The 13,769-nt window shown below is 51.1% G+C and carries 15 protein-coding genes; 7 read left to right on the top strand and 8 right to left on the bottom strand.

Annotated elements, in window-relative coordinates; genetic code table 11:
• Nucleotides 1-14: 14 nt before the first annotated feature.
• The 6 genes from dcyD to QEN31_RS09670 all read right to left on the bottom strand — a co-directional run bounded on the left by dcyD (nucleotide 15) and on the right by QEN31_RS09670 (nucleotide 6,399).
• The gene (dcyD, locus tag QEN31_RS09695; RefSeq protein WP_001128180.1) at nucleotides 15-1,001 is read right to left on the bottom strand and encodes a D-cysteine desulfhydrase; all 987 of its coding nucleotides are present in this window, start codon (nucleotides 999-1,001) and stop codon (nucleotides 15-17) included.
• 153 nt (nucleotides 1,002-1,154) lie between these two features.
• The gene (gene tcyJ / locus QEN31_RS09690) at nucleotides 1,155-1,955 is read right to left on the bottom strand and encodes a cystine ABC transporter substrate-binding protein (RefSeq protein WP_000761635.1); all 801 of its coding nucleotides are present in this window, start codon (nucleotides 1,953-1,955) and stop codon (nucleotides 1,155-1,157) included.
• Between the two features lie 146 nt (nucleotides 1,956-2,101).
• On the bottom strand, nucleotides 2,102-2,653 hold the full coding sequence (fliZ, locus tag QEN31_RS09685) for a flagella biosynthesis regulatory protein FliZ (RefSeq protein WP_099949654.1): 552 nt from the start codon (nucleotides 2,651-2,653) through the stop codon (nucleotides 2,102-2,104).
• A 58-nt stretch (nucleotides 2,654-2,711) separates the two neighbouring features.
• Nucleotides 2,712-3,431 (bottom strand): RNA polymerase sigma factor FliA, encoded by a 720-nt coding sequence (locus QEN31_RS09680; protein WP_001087453.1) that lies wholly within the window; start codon nucleotides 3,429-3,431, stop codon nucleotides 2,712-2,714.
• A gap of 196 nt (nucleotides 3,432-3,627) precedes the next feature.
• On the bottom strand, nucleotides 3,628-4,833 hold the full coding sequence (gene fliB, locus QEN31_RS09675) for a flagellin lysine-N-methylase (protein WP_000659236.1): 1,206 nt from the start codon (nucleotides 4,831-4,833) through the stop codon (nucleotides 3,628-3,630).
• A 78-nt stretch (nucleotides 4,834-4,911) separates the two neighbouring features.
• Nucleotides 4,912-6,399 carry a FliC/FljB family flagellin gene (locus QEN31_RS09670; protein ID WP_000079805.1) on the bottom strand — a complete coding sequence of 496 codons (1,488 nt, stop codon included), beginning with the start codon at nucleotides 6,397-6,399 and terminating at the stop codon, nucleotides 4,912-4,914.
• Nucleotides 6,400-6,655: 256 nt separating this feature from the next.
• Here QEN31_RS09670 and fliD point away from each other — a divergent pair, with 256 nt between their 5' ends.
• The 4 genes from fliD to amyA all read left to right on the top strand — a co-directional run bounded on the left by fliD (nucleotide 6,656) and on the right by amyA (nucleotide 10,405).
• Nucleotides 6,656-8,059 (top strand): flagellar filament capping protein FliD, encoded by a 1,404-nt coding sequence (fliD, locus tag QEN31_RS09665; protein ID WP_000146802.1) that lies wholly within the window; start codon nucleotides 6,656-6,658, stop codon nucleotides 8,057-8,059.
• A 14-nt stretch (nucleotides 8,060-8,073) separates the two neighbouring features.
• Nucleotides 8,074-8,481 carry a flagellar export chaperone FliS gene (gene fliS, locus QEN31_RS09660; RefSeq protein ID WP_000287764.1) on the top strand — a complete coding sequence of 136 codons (408 nt, stop codon included), beginning with the start codon at nucleotides 8,074-8,076 and terminating at the stop codon, nucleotides 8,479-8,481.
• On the top strand, nucleotides 8,481-8,849 hold the full coding sequence (fliT, locus tag QEN31_RS09655; protein WP_000204899.1) for a flagella biosynthesis regulatory protein FliT: 369 nt from the start codon (nucleotides 8,481-8,483) through the stop codon (nucleotides 8,847-8,849). Before fliS ends, fliT begins: the two co-directional genes overlap by 1 nt.
• 71 nt (nucleotides 8,850-8,920) lie before the next feature.
• Nucleotides 8,921-10,405, top strand: a complete 1,485-nt coding sequence (gene amyA / locus QEN31_RS09650; RefSeq protein WP_000795487.1) for an alpha-amylase — start codon at nucleotides 8,921-8,923, stop codon at nucleotides 10,403-10,405.
• Between the two features lie 39 nt (nucleotides 10,406-10,444).
• Here amyA and yedD read toward each other — a convergent pair whose 3' ends face one another.
• Nucleotides 10,445-10,858: a lipoprotein YedD gene (yedD, locus tag QEN31_RS09645; RefSeq protein ID WP_000754694.1), complete on the bottom strand. Its 414-nt coding sequence runs from the start codon at nucleotides 10,856-10,858 to the stop codon at nucleotides 10,445-10,447.
• Nucleotides 10,859-11,043: 185 nt separating this feature from the next.
• Here yedD and yedE point away from each other — a divergent pair, with 185 nt between their 5' ends.
• The 3 genes from yedE (at nucleotide 11,044) to QEN31_RS09630 (ending at nucleotide 13,130) form a co-directional block, all read left to right on the top strand.
• Nucleotides 11,044-12,249, top strand: coding sequence for a selenium metabolism membrane protein YedE/FdhT (yedE, locus tag QEN31_RS09640; RefSeq protein WP_001535233.1), 1,206 nt, complete (start codon nucleotides 11,044-11,046; stop codon nucleotides 12,247-12,249).
• Entirely contained in the window at nucleotides 12,246-12,479 is a 234-nt protein-coding gene (gene yedF, locus QEN31_RS09635; protein ID WP_000790504.1) for a sulfurtransferase-like selenium metabolism protein YedF, read from the top strand. The genes yedE and yedF overlap by 4 nt, the downstream gene beginning before the upstream one ends.
• Before the next feature lie 264 nt (nucleotides 12,480-12,743).
• The gene (locus QEN31_RS09630; protein ID WP_000639596.1) at nucleotides 12,744-13,130 is read left to right on the top strand and encodes a hypothetical protein; all 387 of its coding nucleotides are present in this window, start codon (nucleotides 12,744-12,746) and stop codon (nucleotides 13,128-13,130) included.
• Nucleotides 13,131-13,249: 119 nt separating this feature from the next.
• On the opposite strand, the gene fliE is transcribed toward QEN31_RS09630, so the two are convergent.
• Nucleotides 13,250-13,564, bottom strand: a complete 315-nt coding sequence (gene fliE, locus QEN31_RS09625; protein WP_000719036.1) for a flagellar hook-basal body complex protein FliE — start codon at nucleotides 13,562-13,564, stop codon at nucleotides 13,250-13,252.
• Nucleotides 13,565-13,769: the final 205 nt, after the last annotated feature.

Below are 13,769 nucleotides of genomic sequence, written 5' to 3'. Positions count from 1 at the left end.
TGATTACCTGGAGGTTATACATGAGGATGGTAGGCAAACAGCGCAGGCGCCCCACCGGTGTGAATAAAGAGAATCGGCCCGTCATCGTTAAAGCGTTTCTGGCTGATGCCGTCTATCAGACCCGCCATCGCTTTACCGGTATATACCGGATCCAGCAGCACCCCCTCCAGGCTCGCCAGCAGTTTCACCGCCTCCATCCCCGCGTCATTTGGCACGCCGTAACCCGGGGCAAAATAGTCATCCCATAAATGGATATCCGCCGTCGCCGTCAGCGCCAGCTGACCGGCAATAGCCTGCTGCAAGGCAATCACTTTGGGTTTCTGCTCGGCGACAGAACGTGAAACGGTCACGCCAATCAGTTCGACATCCGGCATCAGATGTTCCAGCCCGACAGCTAACCCGGCGTGCGTTCCGGCGCTGCCGGAGGCCACCACCACCGAAGAGAGCCCGACGACCTCTTCACACTGCTGGGCGATTTCCAGGGCGCTCTCTACGTATCCCATTGCCCCCAGCGCGCTGGAACCGCCGACCGGAATCACATAGGGCCTGAACCCTTGCGCTTCAATGCGCGTCGCCAGCGTTTGCAGCTGCGCATCCGGATCGGTTAGCGCATCGCACATCTCAATTTGCGTATTAAATAAATCCAGTAACAGGCGATTACCATTCGTCAGGTAATTTTCCGCGGTGGTACCGATTGGATTTTCTAGCAAGGCGACGCAATGCAGTCCCAATTTGGCCGCGACTGCCGCCGTCTGACGGACATGGTTCGACTGAATCGCCCCTGCGGTTATCAGCGTATCCGCCCCTTCTCGCAGCGCGTCGGCCACCAAAAACTCCAGCTTGCGCAGTTTATTGCCGCCCATTGCAATGGGCGTAACGTCATCGCGCTTAATGTAAATCTCACGGCCAAGATAATCAGACAATCGCGGCAGGTATTCGAGCGGGGTCGGCGCGCCGATAAACTCCAGGCGAGGGAAGCGCGTTAAGTGATGTAGTGGCATTGAGCCTCCGGTAACGTTGTGGTGTGTTCTTTTTATTATGCACGTTGATCTAACGGAAATAAAAAAGGCGCCGATTCACGCGCCTCCGTTTGCTGACATAGTATGAGGTTGATATTGCCCGGTGGCGCACTGCCTGCCGGGCAACGTAGAACATTATTGGGTCACGTCAGCGCCAAACCATTTTTCAGAGAGCGCTTTTAAGGTGCCATCTTTTTGCATTTCCGCAATGGCGTTATCTACCGCCTTCAGCAAGTCTTCGTTGCCTTTACGTAACGCAACGCCGGACTCCTGACGCGAAAACGCATCACCGGTGACGGCCAGCGTACCTTTGGTTTTTTTCACCAGATCCAGCGCCGCCAGACGATCGACTAAAATCGCGTCAATACGGCCTACGCGCAGATCCTGGTATTTTGTAGGATCATCGTCATAGGTACGGATATCCACGCCCTGCACATGTTGACGTAGCCACTCTTCATAGTTAGTCCCCAGCCCAACGCCGACTTTTTTGCCCTGCAGATCGGCAGCCGTTTTGATCGTGCCTTCATTGCCTTTTTTCACCAGCGCCTGAATGCCGGAGACAGTATAAGGCGTAGAGAAATCATATTTTTTCTTGCGGACGTCTGAAATCGTGACCTGGTTTATCACCACATCAATACGTTTAGCGTCCAGCGACGCCAGCATTCCGTCCCATTTGGTCGGCTTCAACGACGCTTTAACGCCCAGATGTTTTGCCAACGCCTCGGCGAAATCGACTTCAAAACCGGTTAATTTGCCGTCTTCGCCCTGAAAGCTAAACGGCGGATAGGTACCTTCCAGCCCTACCAGCAGCGTGCCGCGTTCTTTAACTTTGTTCAGCAAACCCTCATCGGCAAAGCTCTTCGCGCTCATTCCCGCCACCAGCGCTACAGCCATTACTCCCATCAGTGCCTGACGTCCCAGCAGTGCTAATTTCATAGTAACCCCGAATATTGCCGTTAATGACCATAGACTGTGTCCCGCCATGGCGCATCGTCACGTCTCGCGAACCTTTGGGGGACTCAGCCTAATGTAGAAGGTTTGCCACGTTTCACCAACACGACTCTGCTACATCTTATGCTTTTTTAATATATATCAGAACTGGCGGTAAAGGGGGATTTCTGTCTGGGCGCAATCTGCTGATGCGCTTTATATTGCTGGTATTTACGCAGTGCGATACGGTAATTATTGGTGCTGGTTTCCGGCAACCATGGCGCCAGGCTTTCATCGAGAAAACCGTCCTGCAGCAGATCGTGGGAAATGTTTTGCTCGCTGAGGTAATTGCCAAGGCGTCGTAAACGCACGACATATTCCCGCACCGTGCCATGGCTCATCTCGGTTTGTTCAAACAAATACTGCTTGAAACCGATAATATCGAAAAAATCACTCTGCTTTTTGCAGTGCAAATCGCCGCAAAAGCGACACAGCGCCACCCACTCCTTCTGCTCCCGCTGCCAGTCAGCGTCGTCAAGTAGCATATCCAGCTGTGAAATAGCGATTTTATTAACGATCTTGCCACGGCGAACCAGCGTAATGCGGTCGAGCAGTTTGTGACAATGCGCGCAATGCGTCTGGCTGTGTTTAAAGTCTTTAAGATAGCGGCTCAAAGGCCGCCTTTTAGGTTGCTGCACCGTCATGAGAACTCCTGGTAGTCTATACGTTGTGCGGCACTTTTCGGGTGCGATCATGCGCGACCTATAACTTACCCAGTTTGGTGCGTAATCGTTTGATGGCCTGACTATGCAACTGGCTGACCCGCGATTCGCCGACTTCCAGTACCGCGCCAATCTCTTTGAGATTGAGCTCTTCCTGGTAATACAGCGTTAACACCAGTTGCTCGCGTTCCGGCAGCGATTCAATCGCATCCATTACCCGCTGTCGCAGGTCGCCCTCCAGCAGTTGATGTAACGGGTTTTCCTGTTGATGTTCTTCAGTCACCAGTTCGATGCTATCGCCATGCTCTTCCCGCCACTCATCGTAAGAGAAAAGTTGGCTGTTGTTGGTATCGAGCAACATCTGACGATACTCCGCAACAGGGATGCCAAGACGTTCCGCCACTTCGGTTTCCGTCGCATTACGCCCCAGTTCCTGCTCCAGTTGTCCCATCGCCTGCGCCACTTCGCGGGCATTACGCCGGACGCTACGCGGCACCCAATCGCGGCTGCGTAATTCATCCAGCATCGCCCCACGAATACGCTGCACTGCGTAAGTGGTAAATGCCGTTCCTTGCAAAGCGTCATATCGGTCGACCGCATTTAATAACCCGATGCCGCCCGCTTGTAGCAGATCGTCCAGTTCCACGCTCGCCGGCAATCGCACCTGCAGGCGCAATGCTTCGTGACGCACCAGCGGTACATAACGCTGCCACAGCGAGTGTTTATCCATTACACCTTCAGCGGTATACAGTGAATTCACGATAAACAGCCCTGCGTTAAATGAGTTATCGGCATGATTATCCGTTTCTACAGAGGGTTCTATCGAAGGAATAAGGCTATAAAAGAAGGGTTATTTCACTTATGTAACCTGTAGCGCCTTTTTAGCGGCTAAAAGAGCAGAATAAAATCAGCCAGATAGAATAAACGGGATGCGCAAAAGCCCACCCCGAACAAAACTATGTCAGAAGATGAATCATCGACAGATCGTCGCCAGTACGCACCGTTTCTATATGGCGATGAAAATTCTTCGCCACCTCGCTGTTATGCTGGCTGCGGGAGTGAAAACTATACACAATATTGGTAACGTCATCCCACTCTATACGCCCGCGCTCATGCACGCTGGCTGCCGTTAATAGCTTAATAAAGGCATATTCCGCCACGATAATATACAGCGCGCGTAACGGGTCGACATTCGGCTGGTTGGGGAAATTATTTTCCCAAATTTTATAGAGAATTAAATTTCTGAAGGCCCAGTTCTTCTGCTGCTCATTCGCCTGTAAACAGCGCGCTAATGAGGACTCAATATCGCTAACCTTCTGCTCCATTGAAACGCCCTCTTCCGCCGTCAGCACCCGCAGAAGACACTGGATGTAGTGATCGAGGATAACACTGCCACGATTAAGCGGGAGCGAGCGGAAATAGTCCTGCATCTGCAATACCAGCGAGGTTTTTACCTTGCTATCCGGCGCGATATTCATTAACTCCTGCGCCAGCACGCCGGTCTGCAACTGTTCAAGTAACGCGGCATACACCTGTTCCAGTTCGCCCAGCGCGGCATCATCAATTTTGGCAAATTTCTGTGCATACATGACGAATTTAATCAACGCATAGAGCGCGGCTTCCGTACTGCTGTTGGCATGGTTGATCAGACTCAGGCAAAACAGATTGAGTAACTTTTGCTGCGCTGGGAATAACGGCGCAGTATTGAATGTCTGCTGAATGATTGTTTTTTCGCTGAGTGCCATTGCGTCAGGATCGTTTAAAATGCGGGACGTCACCTCCGGGCAGGCAAGACTCAGAGAGTTACGCACCTCATTTTTATAGGTATGATGCGCCCGCGGGAAAGAGGAACAGGTATGACTTAATGCCTTTGCGCCTAACGTTTTTTGTACCCGGCACAGACGGTCCTCATCCAGATAAGGGCAATTCCCCAGCGCCGAAGGCAGCTTAATTTCGCCCCAGTGGCTGTTGTTCTTTTTCAGCAGGATAATATGGTCTTGCGCGATGGTACGAATCGTCGTGTCTTTACTGGCGAGATATTTTTTAACCGTCGTCTTATCCAGCGTGATTTTCCAGCCCTTACAACAGTGGTCGCGACAGGCCGAGCCAGAACAGGAAAAGCGGGTGACAAAGGCAGGTTCAGTGACGGTGATTTCTTTCATTACACAGGCTCCGGAATTAAAAAAGGCAGCTTTCGCTGCCTTGATTGTGTACCACGTGTCGGTGAATCAATCGCCGGATTAACGCAGTAAAGAGAGGACGTTTTGCGGAACCTGGTTCGCCTGCGCCAGAACGGAGGTACCGGCCTGCTGCAGAATCTGCGCGCGAGACATGTTGGAAACTTCGGTCGCGTAGTCGGAATCTTCGATACGGCTACGGGCAGAAGTCAGGTTGTTTACGGTGTTGCCCAGGTTGGTAATAGCGGAGTTGAAACGGTTCTGTACCGCACCCAGGTCAGAACGTAACGTGTCAACCTGTGCCAAAGCAGCATCAATTTTCTGCAGCGGGTTTTCGGTGGTTGTAGCAGCCGCTTCCGCCAGATCAGGCTGTGCTTTAAAGTTGTGACCTTCGGCTTTACTTGCAGCGTAAGTTTTACCACCAATAGAAACAACTTCGGTTTTGCCGTCTGCGCCACCCAGTTTGTTTAGTGCAGTTTTGGATGTACCGTCATCTGCAGTGTATTTCGTAGTATTAATACTTATGGAACCATCTTTATTTTGAGTTGCAGAATAGTAATCATCGCCTACCTTAACTGCTAAACCACCATCAATAGTTTTACCGTTATTATCAGTATAAGACATCTTAACAACAGATGCTGTGCCGGTAACACCTGCTGCTGTCAATGCGGCTTTAGCCTCTGTCAAATCAGCATTTGCAACTTGTACATTTTTCACATCCTCAGTTGCTGTCGCAGGTAGTCCACCTGTAAGCGGGGAAGTCGCACCGCCAGCAAGAGTCACCTCACCGTTCGTCTTATCAACGGAAACTTCATAATAGCCATCTTTACCAGTTCCCCCCGTAACGGTAACTTTGGCGTAATATTTTCCAGTCGTATCATCAAATTTTAAATCGCCATCAATTTTCTGGTCAGTACCACCAAGACCAGTAGCCGAGGCTTTAAAAGTACTATTGTCTAAAGCAATCGTAGTATCGGCATATCCTGTAACAGTTGCAGCCGTATCGCTGACCTTATATTTTTGTTGCACATTCAGCGTATCCAGACCCAGGGTCTGAGAGTTGATCTGCTTCAGATCGATATCGATAGTTTCACCGTCGTTGGCACCAACCTGGATGGTCAGGGTGTTGTCCTGCGCCAGGACTTTCACGCCGTTGAACTGAGTCTGGCCGGATACACGGTCGATTTCGTTCAGGCGCTGGGTGATTTCAGCCTGGATGGAGTCGAGGTCAGACTGGGAGTTGGTGCTGTTAGCAGACTGAACCGCCAGTTCACGCACACGCTGCAGGTTGTTGTTGATTTCGTTCAGCGCGCCTTCAGTGGTCTGCGCAATGGAGATACCGTCGTTAGCGTTACGGGAAGCCTGAGTCAGACCTTTGATGTTCGCGGTAAAACGGTTAGCAATCGCCTGACCTGCCGCATCGTCTTTCGCGCTGTTGATACGCAGACCGGAAGACAGACGCTCGATAGCGGTGCCCAGAGCGGACTGGGATTTGTTCAGGTTATTCTGGGTCAACAGCGACAGGCTGTTTGTATTAATGACTTGTGCCATGATCTTTTCCTTATCAATTACAACTTGATGTTATTGGGCTGTTGCCCACGGTTTCTCACCGTAACCCTTGTATCGGCACCTGAATTTCGAACTTTAGAAAATTTTTCACTTCCCCCGATCTTTTTCTTAGGCGGCGAAATAGCCGCTTTATGCATCATTATTCCGCGCATTATTTTTGCAAAATTATCATTAAACTTTGCCTCCAGATTGCCGATAACGCGCTTAACTACTGTTTGCAATCAAAAAGGAAGAAGGCATGGCTTCAATTTCATCATTAGGTGTGGGATCAAACTTACCGTTAGACCAGTTGTTGACAGACCTGACAAAGAACGAAAAAGGACGCTTAACGCCAATTACCAAACAGCAGAGCGCGAATTCGGCAAAGCTAACCGCCTATGGCACATTGAAAAGCGCATTAGAAAAATTCCAGACGGCAAATACCGCGTTAAATAAAGCGGATTTATTTAAGTCTACCGTGGCGTCCAGCACCACTGAAGATCTCAAAGTCAGTACTACCGCTGGCGCTGCCGCAGGGACTTATAAGATTAACGTAACCCAGCTTGCCGCCGCACAGTCGCTGGCGACAAAAACCACCTTCGCGACCACCAAAGAGCAGTTGGGCGATACGTCGGTCACGTCCCGGACAATTAAAATTGAACAGCCGGGACGTAAAGAGCCGCTGGAAATTAAGCTGGATAAAGGCGACACCTCCATGGAGGCGATCCGTGACGCCATCAATGACGCCGACAGCGGTATCGCCGCCAGTATCGTTAAGGTCAAAGAGAACGAATTCCAGTTGGTGCTTACCGCCAATAGCGGTACCGACAATACGATGAAGATCACGGTGGAAGGCGATACAAAACTTAACGATCTACTCGCTTATGACAGCACCACCAATACCGGCAATATGCAAGAGCTGGTGAAAGCAGAAAACGCGAAGCTGAACGTAAACGGCATCGACATTGAGCGTCAGAGCAATACCGTAACCGACGCCCCTCAGGGAATTACGCTCACCCTGACCAAGAAAGTGACCGACGCGACCGTGACGGTAACGAAAGATGATACCAAGGCGAAAGAGGCGATTAAATCCTGGGTGGATGCCTATAACTCGCTGGTGGATACCTTTAGCTCGTTAACCAAATATACCGCCGTTGAGCCGGGCGAAGAAGCCAGCGATAAAAACGGCGCGCTGTTAGGCGATAGTGTGGTTCGTACTATCCAGACCGGGATTCGGGCACAATTTGCCAATAGCGGCAGTAATTCTGCGTTCAAAACAATGGCGGAAATTGGCATCACCCAGGATGGGACTTCCGGCAAACTGAAGATTGATGATGATAAGCTGACCAAAGTACTGAAAGATAACACAGCCGCAGCGCGTGAGCTGCTGGTAGGCGATGGTAAAGAAACGGGTATCACCACCAAAATTGCCACCGAAGTGAAAAGTTATCTGGCGGATGACGGCATTATTGATAATGCGCAGGACAACGTTAACGCCACGCTGAAAAGCCTGACAAAACAGTACCTGTCCGTTAGCAACAGCATCGATGAAACCGTTGCCCGTTACAAGGCCCAGTTTACCCAACTGGATACCATGATGAGTAAGCTGAATAACACCAGTAGTTATTTGACCCAGCAATTTACAGCTATGAACAAGTCCTGATAACAGAGGTCACCATGTACACCGCGAGCGGTATCAAAGCTTATGCGCAAGTCAGCGTGGAAAGCGCCGTGATGAGCGCCAGCCCGCATCAGTTGATTGAAATGTTGTTTGATGGCGCGAATAGCGCTCTGGTGCGCGCTCGCCTGTTTTTAGAACAAGGCGATGTTGTCGCGAAAGGTGAAGCGTTAAGCAAAGCCATCAATATTATCGATAACGGGCTGAAAGCCGGCCTCGATCAGGAAAAAGGCGGTGAGATTGCGACGAATCTTTCCGAGCTATACGACTATATGATTCGCCGTTTACTGCAGGCTAATTTGCGTAACGACGCTCAGGCCATCGAAGAAGTGGAAGGGTTACTCAGCAATATTGCAGAAGCCTGGAAGCAGATTTCACCGAAAGCATCTTTCCAGGAGTCTCGTTAATGACCTCAACCGTGGAGTTTATCAACCGTTGGCAGCGTATTGCGCTGCTCAGTCAATCGCTGCTTGAACTTGCGCAGCGAGGTGAATGGGATCTCTTACTGCAACAAGAGGTCTCCTATCTGCAAAGTATTGAAACGGTGATGGAAAAGCAAACTCCACCGGGCATTACGCGAAGTATTCAGGATATGGTCGCCGGATACATCAAACAAACGCTGGACAATGAGCAGCTCCTGAAAGGGCTGCTGCAACAGCGACTGGATGAACTGAGTAGTTTGATCGGACAATCCACCCGCCAAAAATCACTCAACAACGCGTATGGCCGTCTTTCCGGTATGTTACTCGTGCCAGATGCGCCTGGCGCCTCATAATATTTTCCCGTCTCGTATGAAAATTCTTCCATACTCCAGAGGTCGGCTAAACGACTTCTGGAGCACGGAAGATGAAAAACCCCACGTTATTGCAGTACTTCCACTGGTATTATCCCGACGGCGGTAAACTCTGGTCTGAGCTGGCGGAACGTGCTGATGGGCTGAATGATATCGGTATCAATATGGTCTGGCTACCGCCCGCCTGTAAAGGCGCCTCCGGCGGCTATTCCGTAGGCTATGATACCTACGACCTGTTTGACCTCGGCGAATTTGACCAAAAAGGAACTATCGCGACAAAGTACGGCGATAAACGCCAGTTACTGACGGCGATAGACGCGCTCAAAAAAAATAATATTGCGGTGCTGCTCGACGTCGTCGTGAACCACAAAATGGGCGCAGACGAAAAAGAACGTATTCGCGTTCAGCGCGTGAATCAGGATGACCGCACGCAAATCGATGACAACATCATTGAATGCGAAGGCTGGACGCGCTACACCTTCCCTGCCCGCGCGGGCCAGTATTCCAACTTTATTTGGGACTATCACTGTTTCAGCGGCATTGATCACATCGAGAATCCCGACGAAGACGGCATTTTTAAGATCGTCAATGACTATACCGGCGATGGCTGGAACGATCAGGTTGATGATGAGATGGGTAATTTCGACTATCTGATGGGTGAAAATATCGATTTTCGCAATCATGCGGTTACGGAAGAGATTAAATATTGGGCTCGTTGGGTCATGGAACAAACCCACTGTGACGGCTTTCGCCTGGACGCGGTAAAACATATACCCGCCTGGTTTTATAAAGAATGGATTGAGCATGTACAGGCGGTTGCGCCAAAACCGCTGTTTATTGTCGCAGAATACTGGTCGCATGAAGTGGATAAACTGCAAACGTACATCGATCAGGTCGACGGGAAAACCATGCTGTTCGACGCGCCGTTGCAGATGAAATTTCACGAGGCCTCGCGCCAGGGCGCGGAGTATGACATGCGCCACATTTTCACCGGCACGCTGGTAGAAGCCGACCCTTTTCATGCGGTGACGCTGGTCGCTAACCACGATACACAACCGTTACAGGCGCTGGAAGCGCCGGTAGAACCCTGGTTCAAACCATTGGCCTATGCGCTGATCCTGCTTCGTGAAAACGGCGTGCCGTCAGTGTTTTATCCCGATTTATACGGCGCCAGCTATGAGGATAGCGGCGAAAATGGCGAGACCTGTCGGGTCGACATGCCGGTGATTAACCAACTGGATCGGCTGATCCTCGCTCGTCAGCGTTTTGCGCACGGTATACAAACACTCTTTTTCGATCATCCTAACTGTATCGCCTTTAGTCGCAGCGGTACTGAAGAGAATCCAGGCTGTGTGGTCGTACTTTCCAATGGCGACGACGGTGAAAAAACCCTCCTGCTCGGCGACAATTACGCTAACAAGACCTGGCGTGATTTTCTGGGAAACCGGGATGAGTATGTTGTAACTAATGATCAAGGCGAAGCGACGTTCTTCTGCAACGCAGGCAGCGTCAGCGTGTGGGTCATTGAGGACGTGTGATGAGCGTTCCCGGCGGCAGAGCGCTGCCGGGAAGCGAAATTACGGCAGCGGCGTCGGCAGCGGCGTTTTTTCTAACGCGGCGGCGCACTCCGGCGTCGGACGAGCGACCCGTTGCAGCGTCATGCCATCATATTCCAGGGTATTCCCGTCGCGCTCAATCTCATAGAGCTCACGCTTAACCGTAACATTGGTTAAGTCATCGGAGAGCATGGTCAGCTTGCCCGGCAGAGCAATAACGCGCTGCCACTGGCGGCAGTCCAGCGTATCGCCTTCTTTAGTCACCACCAGGCTGGCGATAGCTTCAGGGCTCACCAGCTTACGTTGCGGGCCTTTTGACTGCCAGTACCCTTCCAGACCGGCCGGCGCGGGCGTTTTCACCACATCATTATAGTTTTCCACCTCGGCGCATCCGGCCAGAACCAGCAATGCGCCAACGATCGCTACTTTTTTCATCATTCATCCTGCATCAGAAGAAAGAAGAATTGTGGCATTAAAGCCCTGACGCCGCCAGCCTTTCCAGGCGCTGGCCGCAATTTGATCCAGTCGGTATTACCGCTTATTAGGTGTAGGCAAATTCTGTGATCGGTGTAGTATGCGCACTTCTTGTTTCACACCTTCTGAGTTCAGAGGCTAAACACATGTCATGGCAACACTTCAAGCAAACCTGGTTAATTAAATTCTGGGCGCCGGCCCCTGCGGTGATCGCAGCCGGTATTCTCTCTACCTACTATTTTGGCATCACCGGCACGTTTTGGGCCGTGACGGGCGAATTTACCCGCTGGGGCGGGCAAATTTTGCAGCTTTTTGGCGTTCATGCCGAACAGTGGGGCTACTACAAGCTGATTCATCTGGAAGGTACGCCGCTGACGCGTATCGACGGCATGATGATCCTCGGCATGTTCGGCGGCTGTTTCGCCGCGGCGCTGTGGGCCAACAACGTAAAACTGCGTATGCCGCGCAGCCGAATCCGTATCGTACAGGCGGTGGCCGGAGGCATTATCGCTGGCTTCGGCGCGCGTCTGGCGATGGGGTGTAACCTGGCCGCCTTTTTTACCGGGATCCCGCAGTTCTCCCTACACGCGTGGTTCTTTGCGCTGGCGACCGCTATCGGCTCCTGGTTCGGCGCCCGCTTTACGTTGCTGCCGATATTTCGCATACCGGTGAAAATGCAGAAGGTCTCCGCGGCTTCGCCACTGACGCAGAAACCGGATCAGGCAAGACGGCGTTTCAGGCTCGGTATGCTGGTCTTTATCGGCATGATTGGCTGGGCGTTATTAACGGCAATGCATCAGCCGAAACTGGGGCTGGCGATGCTGTTCGGCGTCGGGTTTGGGCTGCTGATCGAACGCGCGCAAATCTGCTTTACCTCGGCCTTTCGCGATCTGTGGATCTCCGGACGCGCCCATATGGCGAAAGCGATTATTTTCGGCATGGCGGTCAGCGCCATTGGTATTTTCAGCTACGTGCAGTTGGGCGTTGCACCTAAAATTATGTGGGCTGGCCCGAATGCGGTCATTGGCGGACTGCTGTTCGGTTTTGGCATCGTGCTGGCGGGCGGCTGCGAAACCGGCTGGATGTACCGCGCCGTAGAAGGCCAGGTGCATTACTGGTGGGTAGGCCTCGGCAATGTCATCGGTTCGACCATCCTGGCTTACTACTGGGATGATTTCGCGCCCGCGCTGGCGACCAGTTGGGATAAAGTTAACCTGCTGAATACCTTTGGTCCGCTGGGCGGTCTGCTGGTCACCTATCTGTTGTTATTTACCGCGCTGATGTTAATCATCGGCTGGGAAAAACGTTTTTTCCGCCGTGCGGGGCTGACGCCTGCTAAGGAATCTGTATGAAAAATATCGTCCCTGATTACCGTCTGGATATGGTTGGCGAACCTTGCCCGTACCCGGCGGTCGCCACTCTGGAAGCGATGCCGCAGCTAAAAAAAGGTGAGATCCTGGAAGTGGTGAGCGACTGTCCGCAATCCATTAATAATATTCCACTGGATGCGCGCAATCACGGCTATACGGTGCTGGATATCCAACAGGATGGCCCGACAATTCGTTATCTGATTCAAAAATAAGCGCATACTCCCGCTGTACGTTACGGCGGGAGACCTTTTACGGCATAACCGGCAAAAATCTACAACGCATAAAAGAAATCAGACAAGGTCGTCTTGTGCGCCGTGGCATAAATCTATTATATAACGTATACCGTTTTAATTTTGTCTGAGCCGATGAAAAATCCAGGGTTATTTTAATCAAAACATAAAACAATTATTATTTTCCGTCTACGCCATAAAAGACTATCAGGTATTTATATTTTTACTCACTGACATCATCAGGTGATGATTTATTTATGCACAGCAGAAGCCAAAAAAATGATAAAAATTATTTTCATCTCCATTATTGGAGTCGTCTGTCTTGCCGCTGCCCGTTATTCACCCGTCACAGTGGTCAATGCACATCCGAGCGCCATTGCCCGCTGTCTCGCTGATAATCTGTCCCCGTATGGGTATATACTGGATCTCCATGAAACAGATATTCCAGGCATTAATAAAGAATTTACCGTGTATTATCGCAACGGCGCATATATTGCAGGAACATTCTGGATTGCAAACTCAATGACAATAGCATCAGAACGAATAGTAGGAATGAATGGCGTTAGTAAACAGGCGTACCCTATTTTTAATAAATCCCTGCAACAATGTGCAACCCGCTTATCAATAAAATGAGCGCGCCTCGCAAAAATAAGCCCACATAATCACGCACTGGTTGCATGGGCGTCGCGTCCCCCGCCGCTGACGTAGGTAAGCGCCCGGGAGTTCGCTGCGGATGTGTTGTCAGCCCTGGCTTAAACCTGCATGGACATGACTTCCTGATACGCGGCGACCAGCTTGTTGCGCACCTGAATCCCCATTTGCATAGAGACGGACGCTTTTTGCATATCGGCCATCACGTCATTAAGCGCAATGCCCGGCTCACCCAGAGTGAATTTTTCCGCCTGAACGCGCGCCGCCGCTTGTCTGTCGCTAATACGATCCAGCGCAGCATGTAGCTGGCCGGCAAAACTCACCGTCGACTGCGAGTGCGTGTCTTGCCCGCGCGCGGCCATCGCCGTCGCCTGTAACTGGCTAATAACCCCTTCAATCCCCTGTATTGCTGCCATGCTATTCCCCTGGATGATTTTTTACGCAGCAGAGATTACCAGTTTGTCAATAAGATAAAGGCGTTAAATAACGATAAAAAACCTCGGTTTTTAGCGCATAGAAAAATTCGAAACCACAAATAATGAGACCGTCAATTTTTCGAGTTTGCTGACCCGGGAGTGAGTCTTGTTCCACTTTGCAAAAAACGCCGTCCACGATCAGTCA

The sequence above is a fragment of the Salmonella sp. SA15303 genome, assembly GCF_029962125.1.
Lineage (GTDB): Bacteria > Pseudomonadota > Gammaproteobacteria > Enterobacterales > Enterobacteriaceae > Salmonella > Salmonella enterica.
The sequence above is the reverse complement of the archived record's forward strand: the minus strand, read 5'-3'. Positions and strand labels throughout refer to the sequence as shown.

Coding starts and splice junctions, on each gene's coding strand:
- dcyD (WP_001128180.1), bottom strand. CDS start 1,001: ATGCCACTACATCACTTAACGCGCTTCCCTCGCCTGGAGTTTATCGGC.
- amyA (WP_000795487.1), top strand. CDS start 8,921: ATGAAAAACCCCACGTTATTGCAGTACTTCCACTGGTATTATCCCGAC.
- yedE (WP_001535233.1), top strand. CDS start 11,044: ATGTCATGGCAACACTTCAAGCAAACCTGGTTAATTAAATTCTGGGCG.
- fliD (WP_000146802.1), top strand. CDS start 6,656: ATGGCTTCAATTTCATCATTAGGTGTGGGATCAAACTTACCGTTAGAC.
- fliZ (WP_099949654.1), bottom strand. CDS start 2,653: ATGACGGTGCAGCAACCTAAAAGGCGGCCTTTGAGCCGCTATCTTAAA.
- yedF (WP_000790504.1), top strand. CDS start 12,246: ATGAAAAATATCGTCCCTGATTACCGTCTGGATATGGTTGGCGAACCT.
- fliB (WP_000659236.1), bottom strand. CDS start 4,833: ATGAAAGAAATCACCGTCACTGAACCTGCCTTTGTCACCCGCTTTTCC.
- tcyJ (WP_000761635.1), bottom strand. CDS start 1,955: ATGAAATTAGCACTGCTGGGACGTCAGGCACTGATGGGAGTAATGGCT.
- QEN31_RS09630 (WP_000639596.1), top strand. CDS start 12,744: ATGATTTATTTATGCACAGCAGAAGCCAAAAAAATGATAAAAATTATT.
- QEN31_RS09670 (WP_000079805.1), bottom strand. CDS start 6,399: ATGGCACAAGTCATTAATACAAACAGCCTGTCGCTGTTGACCCAGAAT.
- fliS (WP_000287764.1), top strand. CDS start 8,074: ATGTACACCGCGAGCGGTATCAAAGCTTATGCGCAAGTCAGCGTGGAA.
- yedD (WP_000754694.1), bottom strand. CDS start 10,858: ATGAAAAAAGTAGCGATCGTTGGCGCATTGCTGGTTCTGGCCGGATGC.
- fliE (WP_000719036.1), bottom strand. CDS start 13,564: ATGGCAGCAATACAGGGGATTGAAGGGGTTATTAGCCAGTTACAGGCG.
- fliT (WP_000204899.1), top strand. CDS start 8,481: ATGACCTCAACCGTGGAGTTTATCAACCGTTGGCAGCGTATTGCGCTG.